The sequence below is a fragment of the Sorangium sp. KYC3313 genome (genome assembly GCF_052075895.1).
GTDB classification, from domain to species: Bacteria; Myxococcota_A; Polyangia; order Polyangiales; family Polyangiaceae; genus Sorangium; species Sorangium cellulosum_B.
Window position 1 is genome coordinate 3,000,056 of record NZ_CP197255.1, and the last position, 26,787, is coordinate 3,026,842.

A 26,787-nucleotide genomic window follows, 5' to 3' on the forward strand; every position below is an offset into this window, starting at 1 on the left:
AGCCGCCGCAGTCACGTCCGTGACGGCGGCGGCTCCCGATGCCCGCGCCCTGCCATGGAGCGACCTTGGCATCGCTCCGGAGGGGGTGGTGACGCTTGGGTGCGTGGTGGAGGCGGCCGGGTGGAGTATCTTCGGGTCCATGCCGTGGCCCTGTCCCCGAGCGAGCTCCGAGGTACCGTGCGCGGACCAGCGCACGTTCGACGCTGGCCTCCGGCGCCCCCGGGCTCGTCGGAGCGCTGCCGTGGCATCCGCCACGCCGTCTGCGGTGCAGCGGTCGAGGCAGATCACCTCGGGAGCGCGCCCATGACAGCGCGGCGTCTTGTACCGGGGGCTCGATGCACTGCTGCTCACGTGGGGCAGCAGCACGCCTTTTGCGCGTGGCGAGAGGGGCAGGCATGACCAACAGGAACGCGAACAAGAGCTCGCCAGGGCAGCCGGCGGCTCAAGGCGCTGCGGGCGACGCCGCGCCGCAGCAACCGACGCTGCCGCAGCAGCCGCCGCGCGGGTACGACACGCCGAATTTTGCATCGCAAGAGCACCCCTCACCGGCGCAACAGCGAGCGCTCACGCAGGAGCCGCGCCGCAGACCCGAAGAAGGAAACACCGGCCCCGCAGCGCCGCCCGCGGAGCGGATGGTGCAGTGGGGCGAGCCCAGGCCGCGGCGCCGCCAGGATCGCGAGGCGGGGCCGAGCGACAAGCAGGTGTATGTTCCTCCGGTCACGCTGCCTCCCAACCGAGCGCACCAGGCGATGGATCAGCAGAAGATCCAGGTAGCCCCGTCGCTGTTGAAGGGCGTCGACGAACGGAACCGGCCGACGATGCGCAGGATCCCTGTGCAGGGGTTGCCGGGCCCCCCGACCGGTGCTCCCGATGGGCAGGGCGGCGCGCGTCCCGGTGGCGTCCGCACGGCCCACGTTGGTGTGGGCAGCGGCGTCTGGCCGCCGCCCGAAGACGAGTCGTCCGGCTCGCGCGGGCAGTCGTCCCGGAAGCAGCGGCCGATCGCAGCGGCCGTTTCCCCGCCAGCAGCCAGCGCGCCTCGAGCGGGGCTGCAGCCGACCGCGGCGCGGTCCGACGACACCGCGGTGACCGCAGCGGCCGCCGCGGCGGTGCTCGCGGCGCGCCGCCGCCGGGCCCCGCTGGCGCTCTTCGCGTTGCTCGTGTTTCTGGGGAGCGCGACGGTCGCAGGCTTCTGGGTGCTATGGCGCGCCGCCAATCCGACGAGCGAGCAGGATCCGGCGCTGGCCGAGGGCGGCCGCGCTCCCACGCCCGATCCCGCAGGCCTCGCGACGCCCACCCCGAGCGCGCAGCCCGAACATCCGCCCCCGGTGGCGATCGAGCTGCCGCCCATCGCAGAGCGACCCGTTCCCGCCGCGCCCGAGGTTCCGACGGTATCGCCCACGGCGGAGCCGAGCTCGCCGCCCGCCCACTCCGCGGCCACGGTCGCTGCCCGTCCGTCATCACCGCGCCCTGCTGCGCAGGTGAGGCGCCCCGTCAAGCCTTCGACGGCGGCGGACGACATCTACGACTTGGCTGTGAGCCCTCCGCTCCCACCCCCGGTCCCGCCGTCCGCGCCCTCTGCGTCGCCCACAACGCCCCCGGGGACGACCGCTCCGCCGCGTCCGTTCCCCTGAGGCGTCGCCTCTCCGGATTGCATTCCTCCCGCCAGCCACCATGCGAAAGCCATTCTTGAAATACCTGTCTCTACTCCTCCCGTGCGCGGCGGTTCTTCTGGGGCCGAGCGTCGCGAGCGCGACCGGAGAGGCTCGGCTGATGCCGAACTCTCCGACCGACGCCGCGCCTGCGACGTCGCGCGCGGGCGAGCGCGCCGCGCAGCTCTACCGGGAGGGAAACAGGTTCTACGATGAAGCGCGATTCGCCGAGGCCGAGGCGCGTTATCAGGCGGCGTGGGATCTCCAGCAGAGCTTTGACGTGGCCGGCAACCTGGGGAACGTCGAGCTGGAGGTGAACCAGCCCCGCGAGGCGGCCGAGCACCTCCTGTACGCGCTCAATATCTTTCCGCTCGGCGAGAAGGCCGAGAAGAAGAGCTTCCTGCAGAAGCGCCTCGCCATCGCCAGGTCGCAGGTCGGCGCGCTTCGCATCAGCGTGAACGTCGACGACGCCGAGGTGCTGGTCGACGGCAAGGTCGTCGGGCATTCGCCCCTCGAAACCCAGGTGTTCGTCGATCCCGGCAAGCGCACGATCGAGGCACGCCGCGCTGGCGCCAGGACATCGACGTCGCTGCTCGTGGCGAGGGGCTCGGACCAGAGCATCGCCCTCAGCCTCGATTCGGGCCCGAACATTCCGCTGGTGGTCGCGGGCGGGGCCGTCGGGCTGCTCGGGCTCGCGTCGGGCGTGACCTTCGCGATCCTCTCCACGGCAAAGGGCGAGTCCGCAGCGACGGAGCCGTTCGGCAGCGCGAGGCGCACCGACCTGCGCGACGCCCAGACCACGCTCGCCAACGTCTCGTTCTGGAGCTTCCTCGGCGGCGGCGTGGTGCTCGCGGGGACGGCCTTGTACGCGTTCTCCACGTCGAGCCGCACGCCGGTCCCGAAGGCCGGGCTCCCCCGGCTGTATGCCGCGCCCTTCGTGAGCGCGGAGGCGAACGGCCTGGTGCTGGGCGCGAGCTTCTAGCGCGACTGCGGGGTAGAGCTAGGCTGGTCGGCGCTGCGCGCTCCACGTCTCGTCCCCGGACTCAGCGCGGCTGGAAGTAACGGCCTACCTGCTCGCGGTACTCTTCGGGGACATCGCTGCGCTCGACACCGCCGACCTCCTGGGGACCCACGACACCGAGCGCGCTCTCGCCGCGCACGTTGGCGGTGTCTCCGGCGCGCCCGGCTGCTCGGCCCGTCACGATCCCGGGCATCGGCCTACCCGGGTTGAGCCTCGCGCTGGCGCGTGAGCGCAGCTCACCCCCGGCGATCGCGCCCGTCTGCCCTTCGTGGCTGCCCGAGCCGCCGCCCTCCGAGTGACCTGGCTGCGCCGACCCCTGCTTGCCGGCCCCACCCCCCGACGAGCCCTGCTGCCCGCCCTGTCCGCGCTCCTGGCCGCCCAACCCCGGTTGGCCTGACCCGGGTTGGCCTGACCCGCCTGCGATCGGCACCGGGAGCGGCGTCCCCCCGAGCTGCCCCTCGGCCTCGCCCGCCCCGCGCTGTGCATCGTCGAGCGCTCGTTGGCGCTTCGATTCCTCGCTGCCCGGGCTGCCCTCCTGGGCCATCTGGCGCAGCTGTTCCTCGAGCTGCCGCTGTCCGTCCGGCGTCTCGAGCTGCCGCGCGAGCTCGCGCATCTGCTCCTTCGACATGGGCTCTCCGAGCGCGCTCTCGGGGGACTGCGTCATCCGCTGCTTCAAGCGGTCGGCGAGCCGCTCGCGCTCCTCGGGGCTCAATTGTTCGAGCGCCTTCTCGAGGCTGCCAGCAAGCCGCCGCGCGTCGCGGTCGCTGCCGGTCCGGGCGAGCTCGCGGAGCGCGTCGCGCCCCTCGTCGCCCAGTCCGTCGCCGAGCGCTTCCGCCAGCTCCCTCAGCGCGTCGGCCTGCTTGCCGCGCTGATCCAGCAGCTTGCGCTGTTCCTCGAGCGCCTTCGCCACGCCGGGGGCGCCGGCCCTCCTGGCGGCTTCGGTCGCCTCCTCGAGCACCTTCCTCGCCCGTTCGCGGTCGTCCCGTTCGAGCTTGTTCGCGAGCCGCGCCATCTCCTCGTCGAACGCCACGAGGTCGCGATCGCCGAGCGCCTTCGCAGCCCGCTTCAGCTGAGGGTCTTCTCCGAGCTTGCCGAGCGCCGACTCCATCCCATGACGCTGCTCGCCCTCGCCGAGCGATAGCCGCTCGGCCGTGATCGCGTCGCGGAGCCTGCCGAGCTCGGCCTGCGCTTCGCGGCGCTCGACGCCGCTCTTCAGCTTTTCGCGGAGCCTCTTCGCGTCGTCCGAGAGCTTTTTCAGCCGATCGCGTTGCTCTGCGTCCCGGGCGTCGATCTCGGAAAGCTGGACCACCCGCCCGAGGCCGGCGATCTCGGCGAGGCGTACCTGCTCGGCCCCGGGCGGGGGCGCTGCTGCGGCGGGCGCAGGTGGCAGGGGAAGCCAGCTGAGATAGCCAATGGCCGCTGCCGCGAGGGGCGCTCCGGTATGCCAGCGCCGCCACAGGGGCGTGCGGACCTGCCGGGCGGTCGCGGCATCGAGGGCCGCGGCCGCGTGGGCGAACACCACGTCGCGGGCCGCGGATGCGCTGGCACCGGGCGCGCCGTCCGCCGCGTCCTGGGCTGCTGCGAGCTCGACGGCCGTGGAGACCGACTCGGCGGAGCCGAGCTTGCCGTCGAGAAACAACGCGACGTTCGGGTCAGTCCACCGGCGCCGGCGCGCCACCGCCGCGCCAGCCACGGCGCCGAGCAGGCCGCCCGCGGCCATCCAGGGGCGCAGCGCGCCTTGCCGCATGTGCCAGGCGACCGCCGCGCCTACCGCGCCGAGCATCATCCCAGCGGCGGCGCCGGTGAGGACCAGATCGAGCGCGAGCCGCCGCCGGACGCGGCGAGACCACCGAACGAACGCGGCGCTGAACCTCCGCCGGGGAGACGCATCGACCATGGATCGAGGTGTACCTGCCGGCCGACGCGCCGGCCAGAGCTGCTTCGGGGCGCTCCTCCACGCCTCATTGCGGCGCGCTGTGCCCGACGCCGCGCCCGGTGCGAGCGCCTCGCGCGCTGTGGGGACGCCCTGTCGAGCGGCGTCGGTCGTCTTGCGCCACGACGCGCCGCGGAGGAGCTATCCTCGGACATATCGCGCTCCGCCCCCTCACGGGACAAAGCACCATTTCAAGTGGAATGACGCGAACTCGAGGCGCGCTGGGACAACGTCCTGGGCAGCGCCGAGCAAGTTCAGACCACAGTCAGCGAAAGAGAACTTGCATTCGTGCGAGTCCTCGGACGATGTCCGGAGCGTCGCGTGGCAAGAGCCATAGAAAAGCGCATCGTCGACGTACATTCGCATGTTCACGACAGCAGCGTCGCCGCCCTTGCGCTTGCTGTCGAGCAGATGGAGATCGAGGTAGTAGAAGCCCCTCCTGTCCTTCGAGTGATCCGCCAGCTCCAAATTGGTTTCGCCATTGAGGCGGGAGCAGTCAACGTCCCAGCTGTCGTCGAATCCGGCGACAGGCAGCTTGCCGCTATCCCCCGTGTCAAGCACCAAGCTCTCCCCGTTCACGGTCATGACCGCCATGCCGTACGCTTCAGGAATTTCCGGGCTAGTAGAGCACCCGAACGGCGAGAGCGACAGCACGAGGCCTTGGGCGAGGAGGGGTCGGTGCATGGGAGTTCTCCAGCAGCATGGCGGGCGAGAGCATCGCACGAGGTCGACAACCATGAACGCGCGCAATGTGGTTGATCCATGCGCCGTGCCAGATGTCAACCGGAAACGGAGGCCCCTGTTGGGCTCGTGCCACCGGAAACGGAGGCCCCTGTTGGGCCCGTGCCGGACTGCGGGGCTGACCGACGTTGCCGTTGACTGTCGACCTGACCGACGTTGCGGCGGGGCTGACCGGCGGGGCTGACCGACGTTGCCGTTGACTGTCGACCTGACCGACGTTGCCGGTCTGCCGGCCCGGCCAGTCTGACCGACGTTGCCTCGGTGGTGAGACCCGATTACGAGGCGGTCCCAGGCCTAGGCCATGGCGGGCGCCAGCGGAAAACAGTAGCCGCCAGGATCTCGAAGATTCAAGTGCGCGAAATCATTGACCGCAAGCCCCGGCACGCGTTTGGCATCGTCGGCAGCCATGAGCCAGCCTCGCGCAATCGTTGCAGGTGCCACCTATCTCCTCACGCGACGCGCGTTGCGACGACACCTCCTCTTCCGACCGGATGCCGCGATTACTCAGCTGATCACCTATGCACTCGCGGTTTCGGCCAGGCGCTACGGCATTCGTCTGCATGCATTGTGCGCCATGTCCACGCACATGCACATCGTCGTCACTGACGTAGAAGGCGTGCTTCCGCGATTCCTGCAGCTGTTTCATCGCCTCGTGGCGCTGGGGACCAAGGTGCTCCGAACCTGGGAGGGGCCGGTCTGGGGCCACGAAGCGACCAGCGTTGTTCGCCTCTTGACGCGGGCGGCCGTGGTGGAAAAGATTTCATATTCACTGGCGAACCCGGTGGAGGCGGGGTTGGTGCGACGTGCGAAGGAATGGCCGGGTGCGAAGGTGCTCGTCAACGAAATCGGCCGCGGCGAGCTGCGGGCGAGGCGTCCTGACGTCTACTTTGCTTCGAGCAATTCCGCATGGCCCGAGGACGCCGCCATTGCGATCTCGCTTCCGCCAGCAGTGGCGGATGATGACGCGGACGCCTTTCGGCGCGAGGTGGCGGCGGAGCTGGAGCGGAAGGAAGCCGAGGCGCACGCCGCGATGCATCGAACTGGCCGCGGTTTCCTCGGCCCCGAGCGCGCATGCGCGGTGTCGCCCGACGCTCGCGCGACGAGCTTCGAGGCGCCTCGCGGCCTCAATCCAACGTTTGCGGTGGGGAGAGGACATGCAGACGCACGAAGGACCGCGGTCGCCGCTGTCCGGGCATTTCGCGTAGCGTACCGCGAGGCGCTTCAACGATGGCGTGCAGGGCTGCGCAGCGTGGTGTTTCCGGCAGAAACGTGGTGGATGCGCGTATTCCATGGCGTGGCCGTGAACGATGAGCCGCTCGTGTCGTAAAAGGAACGATCGGGATGCCGACGCGGCACATGGGCTGCTGAACGAGGGCGAGTGGGCGGCAGACGCCCTCCGTTCGCGTGCATGAAAGCGCACCTGGTTTTCGTGTGAAACTACACGTCAAGGGCGCCGGGATTGCGTGAGTCGGCCTGGTGGTCGAGGAGGCGCGGGCGTTCCGTGCGCGTCGCTACAACGGTAAAGGGAGCTCGGTATACGGCTCCATGATCCGGCCGACGACGATATCGCGCACTTGCGTCCCATAGTATGTCGATCCCGATTGCGTGCTCCAGGCGTGTCCCACGATCGTCCCGTTGCCGTTGGCATAGAGGCGCATGACACCCCTGCCAACACCCGCGTGCCAGGAGCCGTCCGCGTTGCGCCGGGTGTCGGTTGTCCCGTGGCCCGTGGTGCTCGAGTCGAGGACGAGGAGCGAATACTGGATTGTCCCCGTGACGACCGGATTGGTCGCCGTGCGCGGCACCGCAGCGCCTGCCGCGATGGCGACGTGCCCGCTCGCCGTGCTCCCCGCCGGATACTCGATCGCAACGATATCGCCGGCCTCGATCTCGCTCACCGTCACGATCTGCTCGAAGCCGACCTCCTCGATGATCCTGTCGTGGTACAGCGCGGCGTTCGGGCTCATGCTACCGAACCATGTGCTGATGTCGTAGACGGACAGCTGATAGGCCTGCTTGAGGACGTTCGTGACGAACGACGCGCACAGGCTGCGGCTCCGATAATCCGTGGCTCCTCCGACGCCGGCCCAGTAAACATAGGTCGTGCCGCTTCCATATTCGTTGTTTGCCGGTGCGATGTGGGTCACGAGTGTGTCGGCCCAGTGGAAATGACCCGGCTCTCCGGCCGTCTGGCCCTCTGCCGGGCGCGACGCGAGCAGGCTCCCCCCGGCCAGAACGACGGCCGGGAGCGCGCGAACAGCGGCTCTCGAGCTCATGCGCTTCAATGCATTCATGATTTCCTCCCGTGTGGAATCGATGGCCCCGCGTAGGCTGGTCACACCGGTGTCGGCCTCATCGCGGGCATCGCCGCAGAGCGCCGGCAAAGCGAAGTTGCGCACCAAGCCACCGAACATACGCCGAACGAACGATCTCTTCAATCACCGGCACGAAGGCGGCACACGGGCCGTGCGCGATCCTGCGCGGAGAGTGTTCCCCTCATTTCCACAGGCTGTCTCCTCGGGGCGACCTCCGTGCACGTCTTCGTAGATCCGCGCGTCGATGCCTACCGCAGGGCGGCGCGGCGGCGGCGCGGGGATCACGGCAGGTACAGAGACGGCGCGGCCGTCGCGGCGCCCGACGCCGACCGTCGCGACCGACGTTGCGCCCACGTCGCCCGACGCGACCGACGTTGCGCCCGACGCGACCGACGTTGCGCCCGACGACGCCGACCGACGCGACCGACGTTGCGCCCGACGCCGACGTCGACCGGAGGGCGGCGATGTCGTACGGATCGGCCTCCCGGGCGCTCGGGGCTCGCGCTTGGCTCGCGCCCGACGCGCTGGCGAAGCGCGCCCCGCCCGCGCCGCGTGGCGCGTGGCGCGCGGGCGGGCCGGCTCGCCGCGGCCGAACTCCGCCGTTTTGTTGACAGATCCGCGCAGTTCGATTGGATGGCCGCGTGCCCCCCGTGAAGCGCGCATCGACCCACCTCCACCCCACCCTGACGCTCGGCGACGCGCTGGAGCACTACGCCTCCTGGCCGAGACCCACCGTGATTGTCTCCGACGGTGCTTATGGCGTATCCGGTTTTCCCGGCGATCCCCCGACGCACGACGGGCTCGCCGCGTGGTACGCGCCCCACGTCGCCGTCTGGTCGGAGCGCGCCTTGCCGTCCGCCACCCTCTGGTTCTGGGGGACGGAGATCGGCTGGGCGACGGTGCACCCGCTGCTCGAGCAGCACGGCTGGGAGTACCGGACCTGCCACGTCTGGGACAAGGGAATCGCTCACATCGCGGGCAACGCGAACACCCGGACGCTGCGCAAGTTCCCCGTGGTGAGCGAGGTGTGCGTGCAGTACGTGCGCAAGGTCCTCCTGGAGAGCGCCGGCGTGCGGCTGCCTCTCAAGACCTGGCTGCGGCATGAATGGGAGCGCTCGGGCCTCCCCCTGCGCCAGACGAACGAGGCGTGCGGCGTGAAGAACGCGGCCACGAGGAAGTACTTCACCCGCTGCCACCTCTGGTATTACCCCCCGGCCTCGGCGTTCGAGCAGATCGCCGCCTTCGCGAACGCGCACGGCCGCCCCGAGGGGCGACCCTACTTCTCGGTCGATGGCAAGCGGCCGTTGACGGGCGAGGAATGGGCTACCCTGAGAGCCAAATTCCATTGCGAGGTCGGCGTGACCAACGTCTGGCACGAGCCCGCGGTCCGCGGCCCCGAACGCTTCAAGGAGGACACACGGTCGATCCACGGCAACCAGAAGCCCCTCAAGCTGCTCGATCGCATCATCCGCGCATCGTCCGATCCAGGCGATGTCGTCTGGGAGCCATTCGGGGGGCTCTGCTCGGTCGCGGTGGCGGCCTTCACCGCAGGGAGGCGCTGCTACAGCGCCGAGATCGCGCCCACGTACCACGCCGTCGCGTCGCGCCGCCTCGCGAAGTGCGCGCCGCAGCCGCGCGTCGAGATCTCGGCGGCCTGACGGTCGGTATCGGCCCAGCTCGTCCGCATGGTAGCCTGCTCCCCCATGGCGACGCCGAAGATCGTGACCGTGGGAGGAGGGACGGGCCATTACACGCTCCTCACCGGCCTGCGTGACCTGAGCGTCCGCATCACCGCGATCGTGACCATGATGGACTCGGGCGGGAGCTCCGGCAGGCTCCGGGACGAGTACGGCCTCCTGCCGCCAGGCGACTTCACGCGTTGCCTCGTCGCCCTGTCCGAGCACCCGGAAGCGCTGAAGGAGCTGCTCGGCCACCGCTTCCGCTCGGGCAGCCTCGGCGGGCACACCCTGCGCAACCTGATATTCACCGCGGTGCAGGAGATCACCGGCTCGCTCCCCCTCACGGTCGAGCGCCTGCACGAGATCTTCTCCGTCAAGAACCGCGTCCTCCCGGTCACGATGGATCACGTCGATCTCGTGATGCACCTCGAGAACGACCGGACCATCCGCGGCGAAGCGTCGATTGACAACCTCTCCGATATGCTCGATGCGCCGGTGCTCTCCGTCTATCTGGATCCCGAGGCCCAGGCGTATCCAGCGGCGCTCGACGCGATCGCGGAAGCCGATCTCATCATCCTCGGGCCGGGAGATCTCTACACGAGCCTCGTGCCGAACCTCCTGGTCAAGGGCGTGCGCGAGGCCATCGCGGCGAGCCGCGCCCGCGCGATGTTCGTGTGCAACCTGATGACGAAGCCCAACGAGACCCCCGGCTACTCGGTCGAGGACTTCGTGGGGACCATCGCCATGTACCTCGGCGAGGCCCGGCTCGACGCGGTGCTGGTCAACGATGTCTGGCCCTCCGAGGGCCTCGCGGAGTACGCCTCCGCCGGCTCTGAGCCGGTCGTGACCTCGCCGGACAAACCGCTCGCCTCCGACCTCCTCGTCCCCGCGGACCTGCTGTTCGGCGGCAAGCTGATTCGCCACGACCCGCACAAGCTCTCCGCCGCGATCGTCTCGCTCGCCCGCCAGCGCTCGTGGTGGTGAGGCCCGGGCCCGGCTCCGCTGCGCCTGGCCCTACGCTCGACGGCCACCCGGGGCGCGGCGCTGCCGCGTCGGCCGGGCGGCCTCAGGCCGGCGCGGCCGCGCACGACGATCAGGCGGTCTCCGGTTCGTCGGGCAGATAAAAAGGCGTGTTGACGATCACGATGCCCTTCCCGCCCCGGAAGAGAAGGAGCCATTTGAGGATCGACGCCGTGTGGTTGTGGAGCAGGTAATGGTACCAGCGTGACTCGACCACCTCGGGTACGACGACCGCCACCTGCCGGTCCGGGTGGGCGCGCGCGAGGGTGGTGACGAAGCGGAGCAGCGGCCTGAAGAGCCGCCGGTAGCGGGACCGCACCACCGAAAGCCGCGGCGCCGGTACCCCCTTCTCCTTCGCGGGCTCCTCCACCAGATGGTGCCATTCGCCGCTCAGGTCCTCGACGCGAGGGTCGTCGAGGAGCACCTGGAGCGCGTAGACCTCGGGCGAGAGGCGGAGCGCGAAGCGGAGCCCCTTCTGCGCCACGAGGTCCCAGCGCCTGATCGGGACCACCACGATCGGCGGCGGAGGTGGGGTGAGGTCGAGCGGCGCGCGGGCGCGAACCGCCTCGTCGATATGCTTGTAGTGGCGTCGCACATTGCAGAAGATGAGAAAGGCCCCGAGCAGGAGCAGGGTCGAGATCCACGCCCCCTCGGTGAACTTCGAGACGATGATGACGACGAGCGTGGCGGCCGTGGCCGTGGCGCCGGTCGCGTTGACGGCGAGGTGGAGCCGGGAGCGCGCGCCGCCGACCCTGCGCCAGTGCGCGGTCATCCCCGCCTGCGACATCGTGAAGGCGAGGAACGCGCCCACCGCGAAGAGCGGGATGAGGGCGTCGGTGATGCCCTGGAAGACGACCAGCAGGAGGGCCGAGAGCCCGGCGAGGACGCCGATGCCGTACGAGAAGGCGAGGCGCCTGCCGCGGTGGATGAAGGGCTCGGGCAGGAAGCGATCGAGCGCGAGGAGCTGGCAGAGGCGCGGGAAGTCGGCGAAGCTGGTGTTGGCCGAGAGCATGAGCACCGCCACCACGGCGGCCAGGGTCACGTAGTAGAACGGGCCGCGCCCCACGACAGCGCCCACGATCTGCGAGACGATGCTCTGATAGCCGCTCTTGCCGGGCTCGGTGGCGGTGATGCCGTACGCCCGCGCGAGGATCGCGATCCCGGCAAGCAGGATGCCGAGCGAGGCGACGATGTACGAGAGCGTCCGGCGCGCCTGCTCGCTGCTCGGCTTGCGAAAGGCAGGGACGCCGTTGCTCACCGCTTCCACGCCGGTCATCGCGGTGCACCCGCTCGCGAAAGAGTGGCAGAGGAGCGCCAGGCTCGCGGTCCCGAGCGCGACCGGCAGCGAGGGCGGCGCGACCACGGGCGGCGGGTGCCCTCCGTGGAGGATCGTCTTCCCGATCCCGATCCCGATCACCGCGAAGAGACAGCCGAGGAATGCGTACGTCGGCGCCAGGAACACGAGGCCTGCGGTGCGGAGCCCGCGCAGGTTCGCCGCGGTGAGCAGGGTGAGGACGGCGAGGCAGAGACCCAGGGTGTGGGGCAGGAGCGCGGGCACCGCGGAGACCAGCGCGCCCACCCCCGCGGAGACGGCGACCGCGACGTTGAGCACGTAGTCGATGAGCAGCGCCGCCGCCGCGACGAGGCCGGCGCGCGTGCCGAGGTTCTCCTTCGCGACGATGTACGAGCCGCCGCCGTTCGGGTACGCGGCGATCGTCTGGCGGTACGATACGTAGACGATCGCGAGCAGCCCGATGACCAAGGCGCTGAGCGGCACGATGTAGTGGACGCCGAGCGCGCCGAGGGGGATGAGCACGGTGAGCGCCGCCTCGGGGCCGTACGACGCGGAAGCGAGCGCATCGAGGCCCAGGACCGAGATGCCGGAGAGCGGGCCGATCTGTTCTTTCTCCTCTTCATCCGAGGCCAGCCGCCGGCCGAACAGCACCGTCATGAGCGACATGGGTGAGGCAGCTCACGCAAGGCGTGTGCCGGGAGCGAGCGCCGTCGCGCGCGCGTCGCTCGGAGCGGCAGCGTGCAACCGGTGCTCCAGGCTCGCGCCGAGCGCTCGTCAGCGGTGCTGATCGAGCACGAGCGTCGCCTGCATGAGCGTGGGTGGAGCCCGCCGCGTTCGAGGTTTGCACGGCCAGCCTCTCCTCCGATGCGAGCCGATAACGTGTGAGCCGATCGAGGTGGGATCATTTGCCACGCCCGGCCAAGTTGCCTCATCGCAGGCGGTCGCGCAGGCGTGCGAGCGCGTTCGCCGCTGGAGCAAGCGGCTCGCCCGCTGCCGCGCGAGCCGCGCGGGCTCACGCGTGCTGCGCCCCGGCCACCCCGGCGCTCGCTGCTGGTATGTGCTTCGCATGGCGCCGGGGGCTATCGCCACTTCCGTGGCTCATCATCTCAGGACGAGGTAGAGCGCTATGAGCATCGGTAATGACCAGTACACTTCGGGTGAGTACAAGAATGGGATTCACGAGGGCGGCTCGCGGGAGTCCGGCTCGCACGAGCCTGGCGCACAGCAGACGCAGGGCGGCGAGGGCGCGGTGAGCCTCGACATGCTGCTGAAGTTCGCCAAGGACATCCAGACCAAGGTCAAGGATGTCCCGTACGTCGTGCCGATCGCGATCGGCGGAGCGGCGTTTGCGATTGGCGTGCTCGCCAGCTCGAGGATCCTGCGCCAGCTCACGCTCCTCGCCGGCGGCTACGCGGTCAAGTACGCGATCCAGAACGTCCCCAGGGAGCCGATCATCGACTTTGCAAAGAAGGTCGTGTCCGACTCGTACCGGGCGTCGTCGAGGGCCTGAGCCGGAGACGCGCTGCGGCGCGCGCAGGGGCGCTCGCCCGCCTGTAGCCGGCGCTGCGCGTATTGTCGTCCTCTCTCGTACGTCGTTGTAGATGTCGTCGTACGTGCCCCCGTCGCCATGAGCCGCTGCAGCCGAGTGTCTTCCCCCGAGAGCGTCGCGTGCGATACCCTGCTGCCTCTCTGAGCTCCAGGGAGAGTGCTCGTGTGATGAATGTTACTTCAGACGCCCTGTTCGCGGAGTTCTTCGCCTGCTGTCCTGAGCTGCTGTTCGTCGCCTCGACGGCGGGCGGACTGCTCCACGAGAACGATGCCTTGCGGGAGGTCATCGGCCCTGCGAGCCAGGGGGGAGTGACGTTCGCAGAGCTCGCTCACCCGGAGGATCGCGCAGCGCTGCTCGCGGCGTGGACGAACCTCGAGCAGACCGGTGAACCTGTCTCCTTTCGCGTCCGCCTTCGCGACGCGCGCGGGGCGTACCGTCCGCTGTTGTGCAACGCGAAGCGTTCGCCCGATCGCAGCGCGGTCTTCGGGTCGCTCCAGCCGACCTCCGAGAGTGATGACAAGGAGCTGGGGACCCTCCGTAACAAGGCGCGCATGCTGGACAGCCTCGCCGAGCACGTGGACAACATGGTGCTCTGGGCGATCGACAGGGATGGAGTCTGTTTCTATCACGGAGGCAAGGGGCTCGGGGCCGCCGGGCTCAAGCCCGGGCAGCTCGTCGGGGCCAGCTGGTTCGACATCTATGCGGACAAGCCAGAAACGACTGGCATCCACCTCTCCGCCGCGGATCTGCGCCAATGGTTCGACGGGGAGGTGCGCGGCTTCCGCACCGACGCCTTCGGCGTTTACTGGGACAACTGGATCATCCCGCTCCAGGACGAGCGCGGAGGGGCCGTGTGCGGCGCGCTCGGGCTGGCGCTCGACATCTCGGCGTCCAGGCGCACGGAGGAGGAGCTGCGCGCCCAGCTGCAGCAGATCGAGGCGCAGCAGAAGGTCATTCGCGATCTCTCCACGCCGATCATCGAGGTCTGGGACGGCGTGCTCACGCTGCCGATGGTGGGGACGGTCGACAGCATGCGCACCGCCGACGTGATGGACAGCCTGCTCTCGAAGATCGTGGAGAAGCAGGCGCGCTTCGCGATCCTCGACCTGACGGGCGTCGAGGTGGTCGACACGAAGGTCGCGAGCCACCTGATCGAGCTCGTCACGGCGATCCGTCTGCTCGGGGCCGACGGGATCGTCGCGGGCATCAAGCCGAACGTCGCGCAGACGATGGTCGCGCTCGGGCTCGACCTCTCGCAGCTCAACACGCAGCGCAACCTTCGCGCGGCGCTCCAGCATGCGATCCGGAGCATGACCCGCCCGGAAAGCCCCCCGCACAGCGGCGCTGCGACGCCCGGCCTGCGGGCGCGGGGCTGACCGCGGCCGTCACGGGAGCTCGCCGCCGCCGCAGAGCAGCGCGGCGAGCTCCTCCGTCCGCTCCGGCGTCGCGAGGTCCCCGGCTGCGACGCTGATCGCGCGGATCCCCTCGGCTCTCCAGCCGCCGTGCTCGCGCTCCGGGGCCGCCGTGATCCGGACGCGCATGAGCTCGCCGGACGCCACGACCGCGAGCTCCACCCCTTCGCCCTCCGGCCCGTCACCGCGGCGGATGGTCACCGCCACCGCGCCGCGCGCCGCGAGCGCCCGCGCGAGCCGGGCCTCCGGCGCCGCCGCTCCGCCGAGCGGGTAGAGCGCCGTGGCGAGCTCCACGGACGCGATCGCCTCGGAGGCGCGCGTCCCCGCGTCGCGCACCGCGCGCCGCAGGCGCTCCGCGCGCTCGCCGTCGCGGTCGAGCGCCGCGCGATCCGCTGGCTCGAGCCGCACCACGCAGCGCACCAGCGCGGCGCCCCCGCTCGCGACCTGCGCCGCCTCGAGCCGCGCGCGGCGGAGCATCGCCGCGCCCCGCGCGTCGCCCGACGCCTCGAGCAGAGCCGCCGCGCCGCCGAGCACCGCGTCCGGAGCCGGCCGCTCCGGCGCCGCCGGGAGGGCGGCCTCCCGGTAGATCTGGCTCCACCCGCGCCCGACGCCGGGCAGACGCAGCACCAGCGACAGATCGGCGAGCTCCGTCTCCGGCGTGCGGACCGCGCTCGCGAACGCCTCCTTCACCGCCGCGAGGCGGCTCGGATCCGCGGTGAGCGCCGCGAACTCGGGCGCGTCGACGGCCAGCGAGAGGCGCGACGCGCTCACCTCGCGCGACCCCAGCGTCCACCGCTGGGGCGGCGCGGCCAGCGAGAGCTCTCCGCCGGCGACGAGGGCGGAGAGCCCGCGCTCGCCGCGCGCCTCGAGCAGCGCCGCGACCGCGGCCTTGAGCGCGGTCAGCGCCGGGATCACGCCCCGCCCATGCGCCCGCGCCGCGCCGTCCGCTGCTCCTCGAGCGCCGCCTCCTCCTCGAGGGCCGCCTCGGCCTCGCGCTGCGCCTCGGCGTCGACCGGGCGTTGCCCCTGCTGGACGCGCACGGGCTTCGCCTCGGTGACCGCCGCCTCGGCCATCGCGACCGCCGCGTGCCGCACGTCGTCGTACGGCTTCGCGAGGTCGAAGATCACCTTGGTGTTGCCCTGGCTCAGGTTCGCCAGCGCCTCGAAGCGGCGCAGCTCCATCGCCCCGGGCGAGCGCGCGAGGATGCTCGCCGCCTCCGCGAAGTTCTTCGCGCTCTCCACGTCGGCCTCGCTCTTGATGACCACGTAGCGCCGATCGCGCTCGGCGATCGCGCCCTTCGCGAGCACCTCCTGCATCTGGGGCGGCAGCGCGATGTCCTGGAGGCCGATCATCTCCACGTGCAGGCCCCACGCGGCCGCCACCGCCTCGACCTGCGCGCGCACCTTGGCGGCGACCTCCTCGCGGTGCGCGAGCAGCTCGTCGAGCCGCGTCTCGCCCACCACGTCGCGCAGCACGACCTTCGCGCGATCCTTCATCGCCGTCTCGTAGTTCTCGACGGCCAGCGTGGCCTTCTCCGGATCGACGACGCGGTAATAGACGACCGCGTCGACCATCGTGGTCACGTTGTCGCGGGTGATCACCATCTGCTGGAGGAGATCGCGGTTCTTCATCCGCGTGTCGATGCGCCGCAGCTCCTGGATCCCCGGGAGGAACAGCGTCACCCCGGGGGATATGCGGCCCGTCAGCTTGCCGAGCGTGAAGCGCAGCGCGGCCTCCCACTGGTTGATCTGCCGCAGCCCCGACAGCAGGTAGAGCGCGGCGAACAGCCCGAGCACGGTGAGGATCAGGGACATCGCTCGCGACTCTAGCAGAGCGGATGGCGCCGGCCGCGCGAGCGGCGCGCGTCGGCGGGCGCTCGTACGTCCGGACGTTCGCGCGCGCTCGCGGGCGCCCAGGCGCGGCTTCGACCTGGTGTCGTTGCCCGGGCGGTGTACTCTCGCCCCCTCGATGGGTGCCGAGCCGAGCCAGGCGTTGCGCGACGGCCGCTACGCGATCACGCGCGCCCTCGGCGAAGGGGCTCAGGGGCACACGCTCGAGGCGGTCGACAAGCGGCTCGGCAAGCTCGTCGCGATCAAGCGGTTCCAGATCCGCGGCGCCTCGAGCTGGAAGAGCGTGGAGCTCGCCGAGCGCGAGGCCCGGGTGCTCGCGTCGCTCTCGCACCCGAGCCTGCCAGGTTATCTCGATCATTTCGAGGAGGACGGAGCGCTCTTCCTGGTGATGGAGAAGATCGAGGGTGAGAGCCTGGGCGCGATGCGCCGTCGCCGCGCGGTGCTCGGGCGGGACGACATCCTCCGCTTTCTGAGAGATGCCTCGGGCGTGCTCGACTACCTGCACGGCCGCGCGCCGCCGGTCATCCACCGCGACATCAAGCCGAACAACGTGATCCGCCGGCCCGACGGCTCGTTCGCGATCGTCGACTTCGGCGCGGTCCGCGATCGCATGCGTCCCGAGGGCGGGAGCACCGTGGTCGGCACGTTCGGGTACATGGCGCCGGAGCAGTTCCAGGGCCGCGCGCTGCCCGCGTCGGACGTCTATGCGGTCGGCGCGACCGCGCTCTGCCTGCTCACCGGCGAGGAGCCGGAGAACCTGCCGCACCGAGGGCTCGCGATCGACGTGCCCGCTGCCCTCGGCGATCGAGCCGATCCGCGCCTCGTCCGGGCGCTCTCCGCGATGCTGGAGCCCGACCCGGATCGCCGCGCCGGGCGCATCGCGCCGCTCCTCTCGGGGCTCGGAGCGGGCGGCGCGCCCCCCGGTACGCCGCGCGCCGGCGAGCCCGCGGAGGGCTCCGCGGAGCGCGGGGCGCGCAAGGAGGTGCGGCGCACGCGCAAGGACGAGCGCAAGGATGAGCGGCGCGCGCGCAAGGACGAGCGCAAGGAAGAGAAGCGCGCGCGCAAGGAGGAGCGGCGCGCGCGCCGGTACGAGGGGCGTCCGGCGCTCGATCGCGGCCTGGTGGGCCTGCCGCTCGTGGCCGCGCTGTTCGGCCTCACCGTCGCGCGCATCGCCGTCGGCCTCGCGCTCGGGGTGATCGTCCCGACGGTGCTGACGCTGCTGTCCCTGGTGTTCGGCCGCGTGCTGCGCGAGAAGGCCGCGCCGAACGTGCGCAGGGCCGGGCGGGTCGCCGATCTCGCGCTGCGCCGCGCCACACGCGTCGTCCGCGGGCACCCGGCGCCAGAGGACACGGCCCAGCGCGGCCAGGCCGCGGCGGGGCGCGTGCGCTTCGAGGAGCAGGAGGCCCCCGGTCGATCGCGCATCCACGACGGCGACGTCGCGCCGGACGAGGAGCTCGACGAGCCGGAGATCGACGAGCCGGGCCGCACGCACGCCGCCTCGCGGCCGCCTCGCGCGGGGGAGCGCTGAGCGCAGCGCGCGCTCGCGCTCGCGCGGGGCCGCGCGATCAGATGCGACCGCGCGCGGCGTCGAGCTTCAGGCGGAAGACCTCGACGATCGCCTCGGCGAAGATCCGGCGGCTCATCTTCGAGCGGCCTGCGCGGCGGTCGACGAACACGATCGGCACCTCGACCACGCGCAGCCCTTTGCGCAGCGCGCGGTAGGTCGTCTCGATCTGGAAGGCGTAGCCGTTCGAGCGCACGCTGCCGAGATCGAGCGAGAGGAGCGCGCGCCGCGTGAACGCCTTGTAGCCGGTCGTGAGGTCGCGGATGCCGACGCCCAGGATGGTCCGCGCGTAGAGGGAGCCGCCCTTCGAGAGCGCGTGCCGCCCGAGGCCCCAGCCCTCGACGCCGCCGCCCGGCATGTTGCGCGAGCCGAGCACGACGTCCGCGCCTCGCGCGATCGCGTCGAGGAACGCCGGCAGGTGGCGCGGGTCGTGCGAGAGGTCGGCGTCCATCTCGAACGCGACGTCGTAGCCGCCGTCCAGGGCGCGCTGGAAGCCCTCCAGGTAGGCCGTGCCGAGCCCGCGCTTCGCCGCCCGGTGGAGCACGCGGACGCGCCCGTCGCGCGCGGCGAGCTCGTCGCCGAGGGCGCCTGTCCCGTCGGGCGACGCGTCGTCGACGACGAGCACGTGCGCCTCCGGGGCCGCCGCGAGGACGGAGCTCACGAACTCGGCGAGGTTGTCTCGCTCGTTGTACGTCGGCGTGATGATGAGGGTTCGGGGGGCCATCCTGGCTCGGCGCCGCGCGAGCGGGCGCTCGCACGCGTGATCGTGCGTGCCGTGCAGCGTCGCGCGCCGGGTCCGCGGGCGTCCGCTCGCGCTCAGGCCTCCGCTGCGTCGGCCAGCGCGGGCGCTCCGGCGCCCGGCGATCTACCAAAACGACGGCGCAGGCGGAAGGTTTCACGGGGTGCGCCGCGAGCGCCTTGTGGGTTGCCGGAGGCGTGCGCGCCGGGTACTTTCCTTTCCCGACAGGGCGGTCCGCTCTGCATCGGGCCGACAGGCCGGCGCGGCCTCGGTCAACTCACGGGGCGCGCCCCGCGCATCACAGGCGCTGCCCCGAACATGAACAGCGCGGCACCGACGGAGACAATCATGGCAGGCGAGCACATCGTCACCTTCACCAACGAGAATTTCGAGTCCGAGGTCATCAACTCCCCGATCCCGGTGCTCGTGGACTTCACGGCCACCTGGTGCGGACCCTGCAAGCAGCTCGCGCCGATCGTCGAGACGATCGCCAAGGAGTCCCAGGGCACGCTGAAGGTCGGCAAGCTCGACATCGACGCGGCGCCCAAGCTCGCCCAGAAGTACAACGTCCGCGCCGTTCCGACGTGCATCCTGTTCCGGGGCGGCGAGAAGGCGGGCTCGTACACCGGCGTCGCGAGCAAGGAGAAGCTCCTCCGGGAGCTCGGCGTCTGATCCGCGGCCGCGCGTGACGCCGGCGGGACAGCGCCCGGCGGGACAGCGCCCGAGCGCGCCGGCGCTCCCCTTCCCACAGACCGAAACCACCCCAAATACGGACCGAAAGTCCTCCCGGCGGCGGGGCCGCTCCGGCCAGCCGGCCGCGGCCCCGCCGACGCCGGCGCTCCACGTCGCCGACGCCCCGCGGCTGAGGCTTTGCTTGACCGTCGCGCGCGAGGTGACTACGACTCGCGCCGGCCACTTTCCCAGGAGTTCGTGATGGCGACGAAGATCGCAATTAACGGTTTCGGGCGCATCGGACGCTGCATTGTCCGCGCGCTCTACGAGCGCGGCGTGAAGGATATCGAGCTGGTCGCCATCAACGACCTGACGGATCCGAAGACCCTCGCCCACCTCTTCCAGTACGACTCGATCCACCGCGAGTTCAAGGCGGCGAAGGTCGGCGCCGGCGACAAGCACATCAGCATCGGCGACCAGAAGATCGAGGTCCTCGCGCTGAAGGATCCGGCCGAGCTGCCGTGGAAGAGCCTCGGGGTCGACATCGTCCTCGAGTGCACGGGCCTCTTCACGGACAAGGCGAAGGCCGCCGGCCACATCAACGCGGGCGCCAAGCGCGTGATCATCAGCGCGCCGGCCAAGGGCCACGACCTCACGGTCGTGATGGGCGTGAACGACGAGCTCTACGACGCGCAGAAGCACACGATCATCTCGTGCGGCTCCTGCACGACGAACTGCCTCGCCCCCATCGCCAAGGTGATGCTCGACAACTTCGGCATCGTCCGCGGCCTGATGACGACGGTCCACTCGTACACGAACGACCAGCACCTGCTCGACGTCCCGCACCGCAAGGGCGACCTGCGCCGCGCGCGCGCCGCCGCGGTCAACATGATCCCCTCGAGCACCGGCGCCGCGAAGGCGCTGTCCGAGGTCATCCCGGCGCTCAAGGGCAAGTTCGACGGGCTCGCGATCCGCGTCCCCACGGTCGACGTCTCGCTCGTGGACCTCACCCTCGAGACCGAGAAGCCGATCACGAAGGAGAGCATCCACGCCGCGATGAAGCAGGCCGCCGAGCAGGGGCCGATGAAGGACGTCCTCAACTACACCGATCGGGAGCTCGTCTCGGGCGACTTCATCGGCTCGCCCGCGTCCAGCACCTTCGACGCGACCATGACGTCGGTCCTCGGCGATCGCTTCGCGAAGATCTTCTCGTGGTACGACAACGAGTGGGGCTTCTCGAACCGCATGATCGACCTCGCGCAGCTCGTGGCGAGGAAGGGCGTCTAGCGCCGTGAAGCTCACCGGAATCCGCTCCGTCGAAGACCTCGCCGCCGCCGGGGACGCCGCTGGCCTCAGCGGCAAGCGCGTCTTCATCCGCGTCGACTTCAACGTCCCGCTCGACAAGAAGACGGGCAAGATCACGGACGACTCGCGCATCCGCGAGGCGATCCCGACGATCAAGCTCGTCATGGAGGCGGGCGCGAAGGTGATCCTCGCGTCGCACCTCGGCCGCCCGAAGCCGGGCAAGACCGAGGGGCTCTCGCTGGAGCCGTGCGGGGGGCGGCTCAGTGAGCTCACGGGCTACGAGGTCCACCTGCCGGACGACTGTGTCGGCGACTCGCCCAAGAAGGTCATCTACGACCTCCGGGCGGGCCAGATCTGCCTCCTCGAGAACCTCCGCTTCCACGAGGAGGAGGAGAAGGACGACGAGGGGTTCGCGCGCCAGCTCGCCGAGCTCTGCGACGTCTACGTCGACGACGCCTTCGGCGCCGTGCACCGCGCCCACGCGTCGGTGCACGCGCTGCCGCGCCTCATGCGCGAGCGCGCCGCCGGCCTCCTCCTCCAGAAGGAGCTCAAGGCGCTGACCCGGCTCGTCGATCGCCCGGAGAAGCCTTACGTCGCCGTCCTCGGCGGCGCCAAGGTCTCCGACAAGATCGACGTCGTCGAGGCGCTCCTCAACGTGGTCGACACCCTGTGCATCGGCGGCGCGATGGCGAACACCTTCCTCGCCGCGCAGGGCAAGAACCTGCAGAAGAGCCGGATCGAGGAGGACAAGCTCCCGCTGGCGCGCACGATCATGAGCAAGGCGCGCGATCGGGGCATCCAGCTCCTCCTGCCCGTCGACGCCGTCGTCGCCTCGAGCATCGACGCGACGCAGGGCGAGCCCGCGTCCGTCGACGCGATCCCCGAGGGCACGATGGCGCTCGACATCGGCCCCCGCTCGATCGAGCAGTTCGGTCAGGCGATCGAGCGGGCGAAGACGGTGTTCTGGAACGGCCCGATGGGCCTCTTCGAGACGCCCGCCTTCTCCAAGGGCACGTTCGACGTCGCGCGCATCATGAGCGGCGCCTCCGGCTTCACGGTGGTCGGCGGCGGCGACAGCGCGGCGGCAGTCAAGCAGGCCGGCGAGCAGATCGCCAAGGGCTTCGATCACATCTCGACCGGCGGCGGCGCTTCGCTCGAGCTCATCGAGGGCAAGCGTCTCCCGGGCGTCGAGGCGCTCCGGTCGGCCGAGGTGAGCGAGTGAAGCCCGTGAACGATGGGGGCACGTCCGCGGAGGCGGGCGCCGCCCCGCGGGCGGCCTCGCGTCGTCCGCTCATCGCCGGCAACTGGAAGATGAACGCCGGGGGCCAGGACGCATGTCCTCTCTCGGCGGCCGTCGCCAAGGCGACGCGCGAGCTCACCCGGGCCGAGGTGGTGGTCGCTCCGCCGTTCACGGCGATCGCCGCCGTGGCCCACGAGCTCGCGGAGGCGAAGAGCGAGGTCGGCATCGCCGCGCAGAACATGAGCGCCGAGGTCTCCGGGGCGTTCACCGGCGAGATCTCCTCGGGCATGCTCAAGGACGCGGGCGCGACCTGGGTGATCCTCGGGCACAGCGAGCGGCGGCAGCTGTTCGCCGAGACCGACGAGTCGGTCGCCCGGAAGGTTGCCTCGGCGATGGCCGCCGAGCTGCGCCCCATCGTCTGCGTCGGCGAGACGCTCGAGCAGCGCGAGGCGGGTGAGACGCTCGCCGTGGTCGAGCGGCAGGTCCGCGCCGTCCTCGACGAGCTCGCGAAGCAGCCCGGCTTCGGCGTCATCGCCTACGAGCCGGTCTGGGCGATCGGGACGGGCAAGGTCGCGCGCGCCGAGGACGCGCAGGAGGTGCACGCGTTCATCCGCGGCCTGCTCGCGAAGGCCTCGGAGGACCTCGCGGGCGTCACGCGCATCCTCTACGGCGGCAGCGTCAAGGCCGACAACGCCGAGGCGCTGCTCGCCCAGGACGACATCGACGGCGCGCTGGTCGGCGGCGCCTCGCTCGACGCCGCTGGCTTCGCCAAGATCGTCGACGCCGCTCACCGACTGGCGGAGCGCGCGGAACAGGGGTAGATCGCAGGCCGCTCCCGTCTCGCCACGGGAGCGCCGGCCTGTCCTGTCGCCCACTTGCCCCTTGGGCCCCTCGCGCGGTCCAGACTCACCCAGCTGAAAGACGCCGATGCTTCACACGTTCCTCAACATCGTGCACGTGTTCGTCTGTCTGTTCCTGATCCTCGTCGTGCTCCTCCAGCAGGGCCGCGGGGGCGGGATGGGCTCGGCCATGGGCGGCGCGACGGCGCAGGTGTTCGGCGGCCGCGGCGCCGGCAACTTCATGACCCGCCTCACGGCCGTCTGCGCCGCCGTCTTCATGGCGACGAGCGTTTCGCTCGCCTATCTCTCGTCGGCAGGCGACCGCGAGCTGCGCGAGTTCGAGAAATCCCAGGAGAAGTAGGCTCGCGTGCTAGGGCCCGCCCCCGCGCCGGGGAGGGCGCTCGGCGCGAGGCCGTCCGTGGAGGCGGCGTCGGCCGTCTCCGTCCCTTACGCGCGCGACCTTGCCCTCGTCGTCCTCGCCAAGGCGGTCGTCTCCGCCCTGGTCCTCGCGCTCGGCTTCCGGGCGGTGAGCGATGACGACTTCGCGCGCGTGGTCCTCGCGCAGGCGTGGGCCCACGCGCCCCGGCTCGACCCGACGGGGACGAGCTGGCTGCCTGTCCCTTTCTGGCTCAACGGCGCGCTCTTCTGCGTTCTTGGGCGCGCCTTCGCGCCGACCCTCGAGGTCGCCCGCGCCATCGCCTTCGCCCTCGGCCTCGCTTCGGCCGCGCTCGTCCACCTCTCCGCCCGCTGGATCACGGGGGACCGCCGCGCCGCGCTCGCCGGCGCGCTGCTCGCCGGCGCCTTCCCCTGGAGCGCGTGCCTCGGCGTGGCGACGGTCCCCGAGCTGCCGACCGCCGCCCTCTCGCTGTTCGCGGTGGCGTCGCTCGTCACGCCGCCGGCCGGGCCCGCGCCCCCGGCCGGGCGCGCCCTCCTCGGCGCGTTCGCGCTCGTGCTCGCGACGCTCTCCCGCTACGAGCCCTGGTCCATCGCCGTCGCCTTCGCGGCGATGGCGCTGCTCGCTGCCGCCCGCCTCGGTCAGGGCCGCGGCGCGCAGGCGAAGCTCGCGCTCGCCGCGCTCGTCGCGCTCGCCGGGCCCGCCGCGTGGATCGCGTGGAACCGCGTCGCTCACGGCGACGCGCTGCATTTCCTGGCCCGCGTCGCCTCCTACCGCAACGCGATCGGCCCGGGCGGCGACGGCTCCCTTCTACGGCTCTTCGCGTACCCTGCCGCGATGGTCCGCGAGGAGCCGGAGCTCTTCGTGTGGCCCATCGCCATCGCCCTCGTCGCATGGCGCGCCCGCCGCGGCGCGGTGCCGGGGGCAGCCCGACCGCTTCCCCCGCTCCTTCGCGCGGCCCGTCCGTACGCGCTCCCCGGCGCCGTCGCCGCCTTCCAGATCGCGGCGCTCTCGCTCGCCCTCGTACGCGACGGCGCGCCCACCCACCACCCCGAGCGAGCGACCCTCCTCGCGTTGCTCTTGCTCGCCCTCGCCGTCGGGGATCTCTCGGCGCGCGCCTTCCGGGGCGCCTCGGCCGGCGCGCGGCGCGCCCTCGGCGGCGCGCTGCTGGTGGTGCTCGCCCTCGGCGCCTTCTTCCGCCCGCACCTGCGCCGCGAGCACTTCAATCCGCGGAAGGACGAGGTCGCCATCGGCCGCGCCGCCGCGGAGCTCACGCCGCCTTCCGCGCCCCTCCTCCTCGAGGTCGCCGACTATGGCCACCTCGCGGCGCTCGCCGCCCTGGGGCGCCCCGAGGGGGTGTTCCCCGATCGCTCGATCGATCCCCGTGATCCGCCCGTCCGCTCGAGCTTCGAGGACTCCGCCTCGCTCGCGCGCCGCGCCGCCGGCCTGGGCGCCGCCTACCTCATCGGGCGCGCCAGGCCGCCCGTCATCGATTTCGCCGGCCCGCCGCTCGCGACGCGCGGCGTCTGGGGGATCTGGCCGGTGCCTCCGGCAGGCGGCGCGCTGGGGGCCCCGCCGGAGGGTGGCTCCAGGGGCGCCGCGCACCCCGCGGACAGGGCGCCATGAGCGAGCCCGCAAAGCCCTTCTTCGCGCACCCGTCTGCGTGCATCGACGAGCCCTGCGACATCGGCGAGGGGACGAGGGTGTGGCACTTCTGCCATATCTCGGCCGGGGCGCGGATCGGCCGCGCCTGCGTCCTCGGCCAGAACGTCTTCGTCGCGGGCACCGCCGTCATCGGCGATGGCGTGCGGATCCAGAACAACGTGTCTCTTTATGACGGCACCCTGGTCGAGGACGACGTGTTCCTCGGCCCGTCCGCGGTGCTCACCAACGTCGTCAACCCGCGTGCCCCGATCGACCGCCGCGCGTTCCTCGACACGACGCGCATCCGTCGCGGCGCCACCGTGGGCGCCAATGCCACCATCGTCTGCGGCGTCACGATAGGGCGCCATGCGTTCGTCGGCGCCGGCGCGGTCGTCACGCGCGACGTGCCCGACTATGCGCTCGTCACCGGCGTGCCGGCCCGGCGTACCGGCTGGATGAGCCGCCACGGTCACAAGCTCGTCGCCTCGCGCGACGGCCTCCTGCGCTGCCCCGAGAGCGGCTTTCGCTACGAGCGTCACGGCGACATCGTCCGTTGTCTCGACCTCGACGAGGACGCGCCGCTCGCCCGGCCCCGCGCCGCGGCCACGCGCCATTACCGCGATCCCCTCTCCGCGGAGGACACCGACGGATGACCGCCCCTGTTCCCTTCTTCGATCGAGCCCGCGGCGATCTCGCCATGCAGGACGAGCTCTCCGCCGTGTTCCAGTCGGTCCTCCGGAGCGGCCACTACATCCTCGGTCCGGAGGTCGAGGCCTTCGAGTCGGAGTGCGCCGCGTACCTCGGCGTCCGGCACGCGATCGGCGTCTCTTCCGGCACCGACGCGCTGCTCGTCGCGCTGATGGCGCTCGGCGTCGGCGCGGGCGACGAGGTCGTGTGCCCCGCCTACACGTTCTTCGCGACCGCGGGCGCCATCCATCGCACCGGCGCCACGCCGGTCTTCGCGGACGTGCTCCCCGGCTCGTTGAACCTCGACCCCGCCTCCGCGGCGCGCGCCCTGACGGAGCGCACCCGGGCCATCCTCGCCGTCCACCTCTTCGGCGGCTGCGCGCCCATGGACGAGCTCCTCGTGATCGCGGGCGGCCGCGGCCTGCCGGTCATCGAGGACGCGGCCCAGGCCTTCGGCGCCGAGCGCGGCGGCCGCCGCGCAGGGGCGCTCGGGCTCATGGGGTGCTTCTCGTTCTTCCCGACCAAGAACCTCGGCGGTTTCGGCGATGGCGGGCTCGTGACCACCGATCACGACGAGCTCGCCGAGCGCGTCCGGACGCTCAGGGCGCAGGGCGCTCGGAGGAAGCACCATCACACCCGCGTCGGCGGCAACTTCCGGCTCGACGCGCTGCAGGCGGCGCTCCTCCGGCGCAAGCTCCCGCGGCTCGGCGCGCTCCTCGAGCGGCGGCGCGAGCACGCCGCGCGGTATGCCGCGCTGCTCGGCGGGCGAGATCTGCCGCTGACGCTGCCGGACGCCGGCGCTGCGGGGCACACGTTCAATCAGTATGTCATTCGCCTGAAGGATGCCTCTCTGCGCGATCCGCTGCGGAGCTCGCTTGCGGAGCAGGGCATCGGCACCGAGATCTATTATCCCGCGCCGCTCCACCTCCAGCCTTGCTTCGCGCAGCTTGGTCCGCCCGATGGCTCCCTTCCGGTCGCGGAGGCGGCGGCGCGCGACACGCTCGCGCTCCCCATCTTTCCTGAGCTCACAGGCGACGAAGTCACCCGCGTGGCGGCCGCCATCGCTTCATTTTTCGGTTGAACCAGACGCCTCGGCGCAGCGGCGTCAAGGCGCCGCGTCGGTGACCCTCCGCGCGCCGGGCCGCGCGCGGCGCTGACGGCGGACGGCGGCGCGGGCGAACCGGGAATCTCGCTGGGGCGGTGCTGCCCACGGGGCCGGGCCGCGCGACCCGGCCTGTGC

23 protein-coding genes are annotated in these 26,787 nt (G+C 71.4%); 16 read left to right on the top strand and 7 right to left on the bottom strand.

Annotated elements, in window-relative coordinates; translation table 11 throughout:
- Positions 1-395: 395 nt before the first annotated feature.
- Complete coding sequence (locus ACSRUE_RS11795) at positions 396-1,631, top strand: hypothetical protein (RefSeq protein WP_437764247.1); 1,236 nt, start codon at positions 396-398, stop codon at positions 1,629-1,631.
- Positions 1,632-1,770: 139 nt separating this feature from the next.
- Positions 1,771-2,631 (top strand): hypothetical protein, encoded by an 861-nt coding sequence (locus ACSRUE_RS11800; RefSeq protein ID WP_437764248.1) that lies wholly within the window; start codon positions 1,771-1,773, stop codon positions 2,629-2,631.
- Positions 2,632-2,692: 61 nt separating this feature from the next.
- Here the strand turns inward: ACSRUE_RS11800 and ACSRUE_RS11805 are convergent, their stop codons facing one another.
- The gene (locus tag ACSRUE_RS11805; protein WP_441291089.1) at positions 2,693-4,567 is read right to left on the bottom strand and encodes a hypothetical protein; all 1,875 of its coding nucleotides are present in this window, start codon (positions 4,565-4,567) and stop codon (positions 2,693-2,695) included.
- Between the two features lie 207 nt (positions 4,568-4,774).
- On the bottom strand, positions 4,775-5,287 hold the full coding sequence (locus ACSRUE_RS11810; protein WP_441291090.1) for a hypothetical protein: 513 nt from the start codon (positions 5,285-5,287) through the stop codon (positions 4,775-4,777).
- Between the two features lie 463 nt (positions 5,288-5,750).
- On the opposite strand from ACSRUE_RS11810, the gene ACSRUE_RS11815 reads away from it, so the two are divergent.
- A complete protein-coding gene (locus ACSRUE_RS11815) occupies positions 5,751-6,671 on the top strand; it encodes a transposase (RefSeq protein WP_441291091.1) in 921 nt (306 codons plus the stop codon).
- A 184-nt stretch (positions 6,672-6,855) separates the two neighbouring features.
- Here ACSRUE_RS11815 and ACSRUE_RS11820 read toward each other — a convergent pair whose 3' ends face one another.
- Positions 6,856-7,743 carry a hypothetical protein gene (locus tag ACSRUE_RS11820; RefSeq protein WP_441293079.1) on the bottom strand — a complete coding sequence of 296 codons (888 nt, stop codon included), beginning with the start codon at positions 7,741-7,743 and terminating at the stop codon, positions 6,856-6,858.
- A gap of 1,274 nt (positions 7,744-9,017) precedes the next feature.
- Here ACSRUE_RS11820 and ACSRUE_RS11825 point away from each other — a divergent pair.
- Both ACSRUE_RS11825 and ACSRUE_RS11830 read left to right on the top strand, forming a co-directional pair.
- Positions 9,018-9,317 (top strand): DNA methyltransferase, encoded by a 300-nt coding sequence (locus tag ACSRUE_RS11825; RefSeq protein ID WP_437769960.1) that lies wholly within the window; start codon positions 9,018-9,020, stop codon positions 9,315-9,317.
- 45 nt (positions 9,318-9,362) lie between these two features.
- Entirely contained in the window at positions 9,363-10,322 is a 960-nt protein-coding gene (locus ACSRUE_RS11830) for a gluconeogenesis factor YvcK family protein (RefSeq protein WP_441291092.1), read from the top strand.
- A gap of 109 nt (positions 10,323-10,431) precedes the next feature.
- Here the strand turns inward: ACSRUE_RS11830 and ACSRUE_RS11835 are convergent, their stop codons facing one another.
- Positions 10,432-12,318 carry an APC family permease gene (locus tag ACSRUE_RS11835; RefSeq protein ID WP_441291093.1) on the bottom strand — a complete coding sequence of 629 codons (1,887 nt, stop codon included), beginning with the start codon at positions 12,316-12,318 and terminating at the stop codon, positions 10,432-10,434.
- 460 nt (positions 12,319-12,778) lie between these two features.
- Here ACSRUE_RS11835 and ACSRUE_RS11840 point away from each other — a divergent pair, with 460 nt between their 5' ends.
- On the top strand, positions 12,779-13,162 hold the full coding sequence (locus ACSRUE_RS11840; protein WP_437764254.1) for a hypothetical protein: 384 nt from the start codon (positions 12,779-12,781) through the stop codon (positions 13,160-13,162).
- A gap of 206 nt (positions 13,163-13,368) precedes the next feature.
- The gene (locus tag ACSRUE_RS11845; protein ID WP_441291094.1) at positions 13,369-14,577 is read left to right on the top strand and encodes an STAS domain-containing protein; all 1,209 of its coding nucleotides are present in this window, start codon (positions 13,369-13,371) and stop codon (positions 14,575-14,577) included.
- Between the two features lie 9 nt (positions 14,578-14,586).
- On the opposite strand, the gene ACSRUE_RS11850 is transcribed toward ACSRUE_RS11845, so the two are convergent.
- Entirely contained in the window at positions 14,587-15,528 is a 942-nt protein-coding gene (locus ACSRUE_RS11850; RefSeq protein WP_441291095.1) for a hypothetical protein, read from the bottom strand.
- Positions 15,525-16,427 (bottom strand): slipin family protein, encoded by a 903-nt coding sequence (locus ACSRUE_RS11855; RefSeq protein WP_437764257.1) that lies wholly within the window; start codon positions 16,425-16,427, stop codon positions 15,525-15,527. The genes ACSRUE_RS11850 and ACSRUE_RS11855 overlap by 4 nt, the downstream gene beginning before the upstream one ends.
- A 154-nt stretch (positions 16,428-16,581) precedes the next feature.
- Between ACSRUE_RS11855 and ACSRUE_RS11860 the strand changes: the two genes are divergently transcribed.
- On the top strand, positions 16,582-17,991 hold the full coding sequence (locus tag ACSRUE_RS11860) for a serine/threonine protein kinase (protein ID WP_441291096.1): 1,410 nt from the start codon (positions 16,582-16,584) through the stop codon (positions 17,989-17,991).
- A gap of 37 nt (positions 17,992-18,028) precedes the next feature.
- On the opposite strand, the gene ACSRUE_RS11865 is transcribed toward ACSRUE_RS11860, so the two are convergent.
- Entirely contained in the window at positions 18,029-18,751 is a 723-nt protein-coding gene (locus tag ACSRUE_RS11865) for a polyprenol monophosphomannose synthase (RefSeq protein WP_441291097.1), read from the bottom strand.
- Between the two features lie 363 nt (positions 18,752-19,114).
- Here ACSRUE_RS11865 and trxA point away from each other — a divergent pair, with 363 nt between their 5' ends.
- The 8 genes from trxA (at position 19,115) to ACSRUE_RS11905 (ending at position 26,628) form a co-directional block, all read left to right on the top strand.
- Positions 19,115-19,438, top strand: coding sequence for a thioredoxin (trxA, locus tag ACSRUE_RS11870; protein ID WP_012239959.1), 324 nt, complete (start codon positions 19,115-19,117; stop codon positions 19,436-19,438).
- Positions 19,439-19,699: 261 nt separating this feature from the next.
- Positions 19,700-20,725 carry a type I glyceraldehyde-3-phosphate dehydrogenase gene (gap, locus tag ACSRUE_RS11875; RefSeq protein ID WP_437764260.1) on the top strand — a complete coding sequence of 342 codons (1,026 nt, stop codon included), beginning with the start codon at positions 19,700-19,702 and terminating at the stop codon, positions 20,723-20,725.
- A gap of 4 nt (positions 20,726-20,729) precedes the next feature.
- Positions 20,730-21,965: a phosphoglycerate kinase gene (locus ACSRUE_RS11880; protein ID WP_437764261.1), complete on the top strand. Its 1,236-nt coding sequence runs from the start codon at positions 20,730-20,732 to the stop codon at positions 21,963-21,965.
- Positions 21,962-22,804, top strand: a complete 843-nt coding sequence (gene tpiA, locus ACSRUE_RS11885; RefSeq protein ID WP_441291098.1) for a triose-phosphate isomerase — start codon at positions 21,962-21,964, stop codon at positions 22,802-22,804. The genes ACSRUE_RS11880 and tpiA overlap by 4 nt, the downstream gene beginning before the upstream one ends.
- A gap of 106 nt (positions 22,805-22,910) precedes the next feature.
- Positions 22,911-23,183, top strand: coding sequence for a preprotein translocase subunit SecG (gene secG, locus ACSRUE_RS11890; protein WP_437711363.1), 273 nt, complete (start codon positions 22,911-22,913; stop codon positions 23,181-23,183).
- A 6-nt stretch (positions 23,184-23,189) separates the two neighbouring features.
- On the top strand, positions 23,190-24,842 hold the full coding sequence (locus ACSRUE_RS11895) for a hypothetical protein (protein WP_441291099.1): 1,653 nt from the start codon (positions 23,190-23,192) through the stop codon (positions 24,840-24,842).
- Positions 24,839-25,513, top strand: coding sequence for an acyltransferase (locus ACSRUE_RS11900; RefSeq protein WP_437764263.1), 675 nt, complete (start codon positions 24,839-24,841; stop codon positions 25,511-25,513). The genes ACSRUE_RS11895 and ACSRUE_RS11900 overlap by 4 nt, the downstream gene beginning before the upstream one ends.
- The gene (locus tag ACSRUE_RS11905; RefSeq protein ID WP_441291100.1) at positions 25,510-26,628 is read left to right on the top strand and encodes a DegT/DnrJ/EryC1/StrS family aminotransferase; all 1,119 of its coding nucleotides are present in this window, start codon (positions 25,510-25,512) and stop codon (positions 26,626-26,628) included. The genes ACSRUE_RS11900 and ACSRUE_RS11905 overlap by 4 nt, the downstream gene beginning before the upstream one ends.
- The last annotated feature ends 159 nt before the right edge of the window (positions 26,629-26,787 follow it).